The sequence below is a fragment of the Kitasatospora sp. UYEF31 genome (genome assembly GCF_057291755.1).
This window is the reverse complement of sequence record NZ_JBXAWK010000007.1, coordinates 137,079-146,522: the sequence shown is the minus strand read 5'-3', so window position 1 is coordinate 146,522 and position 9,444 is coordinate 137,079. Positions and strand designations below refer to the sequence as shown.

Here is a 9,444-nt window from a genome sequence, read left to right as displayed (position 1 = left end):
GCCGAGCGGGCGACGGCTGATCAGGTGAACTCGAAACCAGGTCAGACCCCGCTGACCAGGCAATCAGCACTTCCCGCTTAGCGGGGGAGCCTCAGTTCTCCTGCCGCGAGGGGGTTCCTCTGCGGTGGTCGGTAGGGAAGCACTGGAAACTTTGGCGGCGTCGACTTCCTGGTTCAGAAGGCCGGCCCGCATCCGCTCGTCCAGGCATTCGGATACACAGGTAGGTGCAGTCCGCCTGCTCCATGGTGGGAGGTGGGTTGTTGCACTCGGTGCAGGACTCAGTCGACATCACCGAGCGGCATCCAGGGCCGGGCTGATCAGGGCGTCGAGTTCGCTGCGCAGCACGTCCAACTCGTCCGCGGTGAGGATGAGCAGGAACGGTTCAGGGTTCGTGCCCTTGCCGGGGCTGCGGACCGGGAGTGCGAACCGTCCGGCGTGAGTACGACGGATCTTCTCGCCCGGGACACGTTCGAGAGTCGGCCCCCGGATGTCCGTGATCGGTGAGTGACGTTGCGTCATGCCATGGAACTTATGGGCGCGGGAAAGAGGCAGGTCTGAAAAAAATTCAGACCTGCCTCACGTTCAGTCCCGAAGTGGCTACTAGGCGATCATCCCTATGTGGGCGGCCACCGTCCGGAAGTCGTCCCGCCACATCGGTCGTTCACGTTTCCGCAGGTCCGTGACTGCTTCCCGGACAATCGCGGAGAACCGCATCTCCTCGGGGGACGTCTCCACGAGTTTCTTCAAAATGAAAACCATCCCGTAGTCGTCGCGCTGAATCCGGTTGCAGTTCAGCAGTTCGATCCCGTAGCGGGTCTGTCGTTCCAGCGGCATGTCGTCAGGGACCTCGACATTGTCCGCCAACCGCAGGGCCTCGCTGATGTCCCCTTCTTCGGCCGTCAGGTGCACGCTGTGCATCGCCAGGTTCGTCGGCCCGAAGCACGTGTGCCAGTCGTTCCGGTCCACAAGGATGCGGTCGGCCACACCGTTCGCACCGCGGAACAGGTCCCAGGCGACCGGGCCGAGACTGGAGCGGGCCGCAGCGATCGCACCCTGAAGGTGAAGTGCTCCGTACGCCGACAAATGCTCCGGGCTGGCGTCGTCACCCGGCGCGCACCCGGCGATGGTCTCCCGGACGAGCTCCACACTGTCCCGGGCGTTCCCCGTCGAGGTCAGCACGCAGGAGACGTTCCACGCGGCGGCAGCCAGGAGCGCGGGGTCTCCGACGTTGTCGGCCAGTGCCATACCCCGGTCGGCGGCAAGCCGTGCCAACTCCAGTTCGCCGACCCGGCGCAGCCAGATTTGGTACAGGCCGTAGAGGTTGACCATGGCTGCGGCGGCCTTGTACGCCTCACTGCTCTGCGATGCGGCGTTCATTGCGGCGTAGCCGTCGCGCAGCAGCAGCGGAAGGAGGGCACCGACTTCGGAGTAGCGGGTACGAGCTAGCGTCTCGTAGGTCTTCCAAGCCGCTTCCACGGAATCGGTCAGCTCGTCGGGGGTGATCACCTCAGCGCCGGCGGACAGTAGCGACGTGGGAAGGGTGAGCGTCCGGCGGATGGCTGGCACCGCTTCGTGCTCCGCCCGTGAGCCGACACTGACCCCGGTAAGGAACCCGCCGGTCAGCGTTGCCAGGTCGACGTCGAGAACACGGCACATCTCCAGCAGCACAGAAACTCGGTCAACCGGGATCAAGTCCGCCTCGACCTTGTAGGCCCAGTTTTCCGAGTGCCCCAGAAGCTCCCCGAGTGCCTTCTGCGACGTACCCCGCGCCATCCGGAAGAATTTGATCCTCTTACCGAACGTCAAGTCCCTGTTGGACTCCATCAGTTGGCCTCTCTCTGTGCCCCTGTGGTGCGCCTGGTTTCCAGCGTAGACCGGCCTCGGTCGAAGCGGACCTCATACTGAAAGTCACTCCCGTACGCAGAGGCCCGGAAGCGAACGGCCACACCGACGGTGTGCTGGGCCCACCTGCCCACTTCGTCCCAGGAGCGACCTTGAACTACCGCGGACTGATCCTCGACTTCGGCGGCGTGCTCACCACCCAGATGCGAATGAACGGTGAGACCTTCGAACGCGCTGAAGGGCTGGTTCCGGGCGCGTACTTCCACGCACTCGAACAGAACCCGGCTGGAGTGGCTATCTACAAGGCACTTGAAACAGGTCGCGCCACCCAGGAGGACTGGAACGCGGTGATCGGCGGGATCCTCGGAGTCGACCCGACCGACCTGATGCGTCGCGCCCTGGCCAACCTGCGTGTCGAACCGGCGATGGTGCAGGCCGTCCGCCGGGCCCGCGACGCGGGGATCAAGGTGGCGCTGTTGTCGAACTCGTTTGGGCTGCATCCGTACGACCCATATGGCACCCGAGACCTGTACGACCTGTTCGACGTCCTGGCCATCTCCGAACATGTGGGCGTACGCAAGCCCGATGCAGCCATCTACCACTACGCCCTGGCGGAACTGAACCTTCCCGGGGCCGACTGCGTGTTCGTCGACGACGTTCCCGCCAACCTTCCCGCAGCCCAGGACTTGGGCATCACGACGATTCACCACACAGACCCCGATGCCACCGTAGAACAGCTTGATGCTCTTCTCACGGCCCGAGTTGGGGTTCGGTAACCCGATCACCCTGGTGCCCGCCTGAGGTGCCTCGAACTTTCCGGACAGCAACCCCAACTACGCTTGGGGAACTCCGGAAAAGAAGAAAAAATCGGCCCACAACAAGCCGTACTCACGAGAGTTCAAGGACGAGGCCGTCCGCATGGTGCTCGACGGACCGCGCCCGGTCTCCCACGTCGCCATGGAACTCGGCATCAACGACTCCACCCTGTCGAACTGGGTGAATGACCGTAAACGGAAAACCGCCGGCCCGGACACCACTCCGTATACGGAGAAGAGCGGCAGGCAAGCGGAGCTGGAACGCGAGAATCGCAAGCTGCGCGAGGAGAACGCGTTCCTAAAAAAAGCCGCCTCCTTGTTACTTCAGCTCAACGTCCAGGACTCACCTTCGGGGGTGTCCAGCCACGCGCGCTGTCCTTCGCCGTTGACGGTCAGTCCGAAACGTTCAGGTTCCGGCCGCCCACGATCGTGCCACCACCGGGCAGCTTCGGCGTACTGCACGGCTAGGGCCGTGTCTCCGGCTACGGTCGTCTTGTAGCCGTCCCCGAAGCCGATTGACGCGGCCTTAGCTCCGCGTTCCAGCCACAACACGCGTTCGTCGTCGCCACCTCCGCTTAGGAGGTAGGCAGCTCCGGGCAGAAGCAGGCCCATGGCGAATCCGCCGGACGTCTCAAGGGGGATTTCGATCTCGTCCCACGACACGGGCAGGGTGACGTCAGCACTATCCCCTGTGTCCGGCCAGTGATCCGAGGAAACGGGGCGCTGGGAACGGGCTTTCATGAACGCGACTTCAGCACCGAAACGCCCAACTCCCGTGCCATCTTTCACGTGCAGGGAGATGATCCTGTCCCGCTCACCGCTGAGCGGTGTCCCCCACGGCAGCATGATCACGCCCGTCGGGCACTGACGCAGCCACGCAGTGGGGATGCGGCGGATTCCACAGGTGACGTGGATGCGATCGTACGGTGCACCTGGGTCCCAGCCGTCGAGCCCGTCAGCACACATCACTTCGACGTCGACCCCGGCGGCGTTGAGCCGTTGCCGTGCAGATGCAGAAAGGTCCGAATCCACTTCGACGGACACGACTCGTCCAGTCGGGCCGACACGGTCCCGCAGCAGTGCGGCAGTGAATCCCGTCCCGGTGCCGATTTCCAGAACGCTCTGTCCCTCCCGCACATCGGTCGCGTCGAGCATGACTCTGACCAGCGACGGCAGCGACGCAGAGCACGTGGGTACCCCGCTCGGGTCGGTTGTCGTTCCGTCGTCCCACTGGATGACGAGGACACAGTCCGCGTCTGCGGCTGCCTGCCACGCTTGGGGATCTTCACGTCGGTCGATCCGAGTGTGACCCGCGGCATCGGCCTGCCACACGACGTCAGGCAGGAAGGGCGCACGGTCGCGTCCCAGACGTTCGGTACTGGTCTGAAGCATTAGCTCACCGTCCCCGTGCCATTGCACCTACCGCAGGGACGTCTTACGACCTTCCCATCCTGGCTGACCTCCGTGTAGCCCTTGCCGGCGCACATCGAGCACTTCACCGGCTTCTTGTGGCTGCCCATGGCTTTCCCTTTCGCCCGCTGAATTCGGATGGCGCACCCCGCACGGACTTCGCTTCCCCGAGCACGGGCGGGTGCGGTTCTGGGGTCCCGGCCGGATGGGGATGTGCCGACCGGGACCGCTGTGCAGCTCCCGCCGCTGATGACCACACAGTGACACCTATCGGACCGTGACAGGGTCCAAGACGGCCTCCGTGTCGGTGATACGCGTGCAGGCTTCCGCCCCACGCTGTGACGTTGTGCCATCATCCCGTCGCCGCATACGTGAACGCCAGCTCACAAAAGGCCGGGCCGGTGTGGTCCCCAGCAGCGCCGGTGGAGTTACCCCGTACGGGGCCGGTACGCCACGGTACGGCTCTGTGCTCCGGTTGCCGTCGGTGAAATATGCTCCACAGCATGAGCAAGCCGCGAGTGACCCGGGCCATGCAGCGCGAGGTGGAGGAGTGCCCCACCTGCCGGGGATTCCGGGAAGATGTGATGGGTGACGTCGTGAAGATGTCGCCGTTCGGCGCTGACGAAGGGGTCCGGACCGGTATCGCGGCGGCCGGGATCCTACGGCAGGCACACGAGCGGGAGGCACACCCGGCGTTCTACGCGGCGATGCTGGCGTGGGACAAGAACTACGACGTGTGACCGTCGGACTGCTCCGCCGGCCGAACACCCGATCCCACACACCACAACGGCACGCCCCATGGTTCAGCCCCCGGACGCACAACGGCCCGTCCCCCTGGTTCAGGGGGGACGGGCCGTACAGCAGGCGTACGTACGGTGTCAGGGCTGGAGGGCGACCCGCGCGATAGTCACGAGGTGGCCGCTTGCCCCGTCCTCGACGAACTGTTGTGCCCCGTATGGGAACTGGTTGTCGGCGCACAGCCAGAGCCGCCTGACACACCGGTCGAACAGTTCCCGCTCTGCCGGGCGGGAGGCGGTTGCCCGCTGTTTGTTGCAGTTGGCGCAGCTCCGGGTCAGCGCGGCCCACTGGTACGCGCCAGCGAGGGACGCGAACATGTGGGTGGTCTCCAGTCCTTCGCACGCGTCCAGGTGGACGGCCCATACTGACGGCCCTGTGTCCGTCCGGGTGTACGGCCACGGCAGGCGGTACAGGCCGAATCGTTCCGGCGTGATGTTGACGTCCGGCGTGTCGGAGTGGGACTCCAGCAGGGTGGGGAATTCGATGTCGTCGCGAGTCGGCGTCAGAACGCTGTCTGCGGAGTGGACCAGGTTGGTGCTCGTCAGGGTCTCGTACGAGACGTACGCGGCTCCGTTGAGGTACAGGACGGGAAGGGTGCGGCCCGGTCCGTCAAGGGTGGCGGTTCCCGGTTCGGCGTCGGCGGGGATCGGGGCGCGAAGTGTGAAGTACACGGGGGTTCTCCTGGGTGTGGGGCGGATGACGGATCGTTCCGGGGAGTACGGGCCCCGGTGCCGTGGTTCGGCCGGCGGCGGGGCCCGTACTGCGCCTGTCCGGGGGTTACCTGGCGGTGAGGCGTACGAGGCTCTGGTGGCCGATTTGGCGGTTGCGTTCGGCGATCTGCCAGTTTCTGTCCGGGCTGCCGAACGTGCGGCCGTAGTACACCGCAGCGGTATCCATGTGGAGGGTCGCCCGTTCGAGGTGGTCGCCGTCGGACCTACTCGGCGACAGCATCCGCAGGTGTTCCGGGGTGGCCGTGATGGGTCCCGCGTTGGTCCACATCAGGCATTCGAGGTGCATGGCGGTCTCCTTGTCCGTCTTTGCGTTCCGGGCCAGCTGGGCGAGTTCCAGGACGAAGGAGATCGTGTCGGCTTCGTCGGACGTCAGGACCTTCCTGCCGCCGACCCGGGTGGACCCAGCCTTGACCGACTACTTCCGTACACAACTCCAAGGCCACTACCGGGCCGACATGATGCTGGGACCCCACCACCTGATCCCCACCGTCGCCACGCAGCACCAACTGATCGTGCAGCTCGCAGCCGCCGCAGACCGTCCGGTCCGCGGCGAACTGCTGCGCGTCGGCGCCGCGTACGCCGCGCTGCTGGGCTGGCTGTGGCAGGACGTGGGCGACATCGTGCAGTCCGCCCGCTGGCGCGACACCACCCTGGAGATGGCCCACCGGGCCGACGACCGGCAACTGGTCGGCTACGCGCTGGCCAACAAGGCGTCCTTGTGCGTCGACGCGGGCGACGGGACCGCCGCCGTCGACCTCACCGACGCCTTCATCCGGGACACCGCGCTGGCACCCAAGGTGCGGGTCATAGCGTCGGTGCACCACGCGCACGGCCAGTCCATCCTCGGCGACCGGCGGGCCGTCGACCGGCTGCTCGGCGACGCTGTCGACCTGGTTGCCCAGGTCGACGACGACCTGCCGTGGGGCGACGCCTGCCGCCGCACCCCGCACTACATCGAGGTGCAACGGGCGACCTGCTACGGCCGCCTGGGAATCCGGGGCGACCACCAAGCCGCCGCCGACGCGGACCGGATCTGGACCCGGGTCCTGGCCGAACTACCCGATGCCCGCCGCGACGCGGCGGTGTTCGCCGCCCGCCAGGCGACGGCCGCCGCCCAAGTCGGCGAACCCGACCGCGCCCTGAACCTGGCCGGCCGTGCCGTCGACCTCGGGATGACCACCGGCTCCGCCCGCGCCCGCGCCGAACTCGAACACCTGCGTGCGGCGATGGCGCCGTGGGCAGGCCAGAGGTACGGCCGAGACCTGGGTGCCCTGATCGCCACGTTCGCCGTACAGTCACAGCCGTGAACTGACTGATCGTCACCTGGAGAGATGCTGATGACTGCACTTGTACCGCTCGACGACGAGGAGATTCGCACCCTCCTGGCGGACCTGCCGGGCTGGACACGGGTCGGCGACGCCATCGAGCGCGCGTACGGACACACCTGGCACGAGTGCATCCACCTGGCGACGTACGTCGCCGCCAAGGCGCGGGAAATCCACCACCACCCGGACATCGACATCCGCTGGCAACGCATCGTCTTCCGCAGCACCACCCACGATGCGGGAAACAAACTGACCGCGAAGGACTTCGTGCTGGCCCGTCACATCGATGCCATCGCCGAAGGCCACGGAGCCACGGCACTGTGAGCTAGTGAGCGCGGCCGAGTCGGCAGGGAACTGGTAATGGTGGGAGTCAGCCGCAGAACGTGCTGCGGTACTCGCCAGCTGACGCCCAGCCGCTCCCGGACTGCGTAGAGGCCGACTACGGATGCGGCACCGACGGCCCGGCCTTCGGCGACCAGTTTCACCGCGTCGGTCAGCGGCACCCAGCGCAGCGTCACGCCCCCGTTGATGTCCATCTCGCCGACGCAGGTGGCAGCGCGCGGCTGAGACGGCCGACGACCCGACCGAGCAGGACCGTGCACGGCAAGCCCAAGCCATCCACTTCGAAAGAGGAACCCGTGCGAAGGAGAACCTCCGGCGAATCCGGGGCTTTATCCGCGAGGACGGCGGAATCCCGCCTGAACTTCCCCCGGAACTCGCCGACGTCGACGGTCCACCCGCCAACCCCGATGAGGAGAAGAGAAGTTGAAGGGTTCCACCCACCGCCGCTGCTACTGCCACCACCTTGAGACCGGCAAGCCGCTCGGCAAGAGCTGCCCCAAGCTCTCCGGCCGCAAGCATGGTACGTACTCCATCCGGCAGGAGCTTCCTCCCCGTGAGGAAGGAACCCGCCGTTCCTTCAGCCGCGCCGGCTACGACTCGCTCAAGGCCGCGCAGGCCGACCTCGACCACGAACGGTCGCTTCTTGGCCTGGCGGAGTCCGACGATGCCGAAAGCCTCGACCGCATAGCCGAGTTGCTGGAGAAGGCCTCCGAAGAGAAGTCTCCGCTTCCGGAGGTCGAGGCCGCCCGGCGACGGCTGAACCACGGCCTGGACCTGGTCAGCCGGACCACTGCCGGGGAGTGGCTCGACACGTGGCTGGCGGGCAAGAAGGGCCGCCGCAGCGCGATCAGCCGGGACGAGGGCAACATCCGCCTGCACCTCAAGCCGCGCATCGGCCACATCCGGCTCGACCGGCTCCGTGTTTCCCACCTGTCGGAGATGTTCGAGGGCATCGCCGAGTCCAACGTCGAGATCGCCGAGGCGTACGCCGTACGCCGTACGCCGTACGGCAGTTGAAGAGCTGGCGCAGGTCCCCTGGAAGGGCACAGAGCACCGGGCCCGCCGGAAGGTGCTGAAGGCCGCCGTCGCGGAGCTGCCGCCCTTCCGGCGGATAACCGGACCGGCGACCCGGCAGCGGATCCGGTCCACCCTGCGGGCCGCGCTCAATGCCGCCATCTCGCATCAGCACATCACCTTCAACCCGGCCTCCTACGTCGAGTTGGAGTCGGGCAAGCGTCCCAAGGCCCTGGTGTGGACCGAGGAGCGGGTCAGTGAGTGGCGACGGACCGGGGAGAAGCCGTCCCCGGACATGGTGTGGACACCGGAGCAGACCGGCCTGTTCCTCGACCACGTGGCGGGCGACCGGCTCCACGCGCTGTTCCACCTCATGGCCTTCCGTGGGCTGCGGCGTGGCGAGGCGTGCGGGCAGCGCTGGTCCGACACCAACCTGAAGGTCGCTCAGCTGACGGTGGCCAAGCAGCTTGTCGTCAACGGGTGGGAGGTCTACGAGGACGACCCGAAGACCGATGCCGGCGCGCGGACCACCGGGTTGGACACCGGCACCGTCCAGGCCCTGGAGCGGCACCGGGTCCAGCAGGGCGCGGACCGCGAGAAGTGGGACGCAGCCTGGGTGGAGACCGGGCGGGTCTTCACCCGGGAGAACGGTGAGGAACTGCACCCGGCCAACGTCACCCGGCACTTCAACGAGCTGTACGGGGAGATCGGCCTGCCCCCGGTCCGGCTGCACGATCTGCGGCACGGAACGGCGACCTTCGCGCACGCGGCCGGGGCCGCGATGAAGGACATCCAGGAGCTGCTCGGGCACTCCTCGCAGGGCATCACGGCCGATACGTACACGAGCCTGCTGCCTCAGGTGGACGCCGCCATCGCCGAGGCGATGGCCAAGCTCATTCCGCGAGCCCGCACCACCCGGGCGGACGTGCCGGAAAACGCCTCTGTGTCTGCGGAGACTCCGGGTGCTGCTGGGCCGTCCGCTCACGCATCGCTCACGCAGACGGCCCCGGACCAGAGGTCCGAGGCCGCTTAACACGCCTCCCTGGGGGCTTAACCCCAGGTCAGAGGCTTCCTTTCCTGTGCCCTAGGCAGGATTCGAACCTGCGACACCCGCTTTAGGAGAGCGGTGCTCTATCCCCTGAGCTACTAAGGCTGGACGTGGAGAAA

9 protein-coding genes, 1 tRNA gene and 2 pseudogenes are annotated in these 9,444 nt (G+C 66.7%); 6 read left to right on the top strand and 6 right to left on the bottom strand.

Annotation, left to right across the window (positions count from 1 at the left end; all coding sequences use genetic code 11):
* Nucleotides 1-288: 288 nt before the first annotated feature.
* Both AC0Z36_RS05830 and AC0Z36_RS05825 read right to left on the bottom strand, forming a co-directional pair.
* Nucleotides 289-519 carry a hypothetical protein gene (locus tag AC0Z36_RS05830; RefSeq protein WP_485461596.1) on the bottom strand — a complete coding sequence of 77 codons (231 nt, stop codon included), beginning with the start codon at nucleotides 517-519 and terminating at the stop codon, nucleotides 289-291.
* Nucleotides 520-600: 81 nt separating this feature from the next.
* Nucleotides 601-1,824 (bottom strand): helix-turn-helix domain-containing protein, encoded by a 1,224-nt coding sequence (locus AC0Z36_RS05825; RefSeq protein WP_485461595.1) that lies wholly within the window; start codon nucleotides 1,822-1,824, stop codon nucleotides 601-603.
* Between the two features lie 170 nt (nucleotides 1,825-1,994).
* Between AC0Z36_RS05825 and AC0Z36_RS05820 the strand changes: the two genes are divergently transcribed.
* Together AC0Z36_RS05820 and AC0Z36_RS05815 are read left to right on the top strand one after the other, a co-directional pair.
* Nucleotides 1,995-2,618, top strand: coding sequence for an HAD family hydrolase (locus AC0Z36_RS05820; protein ID WP_485461594.1), 624 nt, complete (start codon nucleotides 1,995-1,997; stop codon nucleotides 2,616-2,618).
* A gap of 115 nt (nucleotides 2,619-2,733) precedes the next feature.
* Nucleotides 2,734-2,940: pseudogene (locus AC0Z36_RS05815) on the top strand (transposase); the annotation flags it as partial.
* A gap of 41 nt (nucleotides 2,941-2,981) precedes the next feature.
* Here AC0Z36_RS05815 and AC0Z36_RS05810 read toward each other — a convergent pair.
* A complete protein-coding gene (locus AC0Z36_RS05810) occupies nucleotides 2,982-4,049 on the bottom strand; it encodes a methyltransferase domain-containing protein (protein ID WP_485461593.1) in 1,068 nt (355 codons plus the stop codon).
* Nucleotides 4,050-4,570: 521 nt separating this feature from the next.
* On the opposite strand from AC0Z36_RS05810, the gene AC0Z36_RS05805 reads away from it, so the two are divergent.
* On the top strand, nucleotides 4,571-4,807 hold the full coding sequence (locus AC0Z36_RS05805) for a hypothetical protein (RefSeq protein WP_485461592.1): 237 nt from the start codon (nucleotides 4,571-4,573) through the stop codon (nucleotides 4,805-4,807).
* A 138-nt stretch (nucleotides 4,808-4,945) separates the two neighbouring features.
* On the opposite strand, the gene AC0Z36_RS05800 is transcribed toward AC0Z36_RS05805, so the two are convergent.
* Together AC0Z36_RS05800 and AC0Z36_RS05795 are read right to left on the bottom strand one after the other, a co-directional pair.
* Nucleotides 4,946-5,536, bottom strand: coding sequence for a hypothetical protein (locus AC0Z36_RS05800; protein ID WP_485461591.1), 591 nt, complete (start codon nucleotides 5,534-5,536; stop codon nucleotides 4,946-4,948).
* Between the two features lie 106 nt (nucleotides 5,537-5,642).
* A complete protein-coding gene (locus tag AC0Z36_RS05795; RefSeq protein WP_485461590.1) occupies nucleotides 5,643-5,882 on the bottom strand; it encodes a hypothetical protein in 240 nt (79 codons plus the stop codon).
* On the opposite strand from AC0Z36_RS05795, the gene AC0Z36_RS05790 reads away from it, so the two are divergent.
* The 3 genes and pseudogenes from AC0Z36_RS05790 (at nucleotide 5,842) to AC0Z36_RS05780 (ending at nucleotide 9,310) form a co-directional block, all read left to right on the top strand.
* The gene (locus AC0Z36_RS05790; RefSeq protein WP_485461589.1) at nucleotides 5,842-6,903 is read left to right on the top strand and encodes an NsdA family TPR-like regulatory protein; all 1,062 of its coding nucleotides are present in this window, start codon (nucleotides 5,842-5,844) and stop codon (nucleotides 6,901-6,903) included. The genes AC0Z36_RS05795 and AC0Z36_RS05790 overlap by 41 nt on opposite strands.
* A 30-nt stretch (nucleotides 6,904-6,933) precedes the next feature.
* Nucleotides 6,934-7,245 carry a 4a-hydroxytetrahydrobiopterin dehydratase gene (locus AC0Z36_RS05785; protein ID WP_485461588.1) on the top strand — a complete coding sequence of 104 codons (312 nt, stop codon included), beginning with the start codon at nucleotides 6,934-6,936 and terminating at the stop codon, nucleotides 7,243-7,245.
* 441 nt (nucleotides 7,246-7,686) lie between these two features.
* Nucleotides 7,687-9,310 (top strand): annotated as a pseudogene (locus AC0Z36_RS05780) (site-specific integrase).
* Between the two features lie 47 nt (nucleotides 9,311-9,357).
* Here the strand turns inward: AC0Z36_RS05780 and AC0Z36_RS05775 are convergent.
* Nucleotides 9,358-9,430, bottom strand: a tRNA-Arg gene (locus tag AC0Z36_RS05775).
* Nucleotides 9,431-9,444: the final 14 nt, after the last annotated feature.

Bases quoted from the DNA above. Each gene is read 5' to 3' on its own strand.
- AC0Z36_RS05790 (WP_485461589.1), top strand. From the start codon at position 5,842: ATGGGTCCCGCGTTGGTCCACATCAGGCATTCGAGGTGCATGGCGGTC.
- AC0Z36_RS05785 (WP_485461588.1), top strand. From the start codon at position 6,934: ATGACTGCACTTGTACCGCTCGACGACGAGGAGATTCGCACCCTCCTG.
- AC0Z36_RS05805 (WP_485461592.1), top strand. From the start codon at position 4,571: ATGAGCAAGCCGCGAGTGACCCGGGCCATGCAGCGCGAGGTGGAGGAG.
- AC0Z36_RS05810 (WP_485461593.1), bottom strand. From the start codon at position 4,049: ATGCTTCAGACCAGTACCGAACGTCTGGGACGCGACCGTGCGCCCTTC.
- AC0Z36_RS05825 (WP_485461595.1), bottom strand. From the start codon at position 1,824: ATGGAGTCCAACAGGGACTTGACGTTCGGTAAGAGGATCAAATTCTTC.
- AC0Z36_RS05795 (WP_485461590.1), bottom strand. From the start codon at position 5,882: ATGCACCTCGAATGCCTGATGTGGACCAACGCGGGACCCATCACGGCC.
- AC0Z36_RS05830 (WP_485461596.1), bottom strand. From the start codon at position 519: ATGACGCAACGTCACTCACCGATCACGGACATCCGGGGGCCGACTCTC.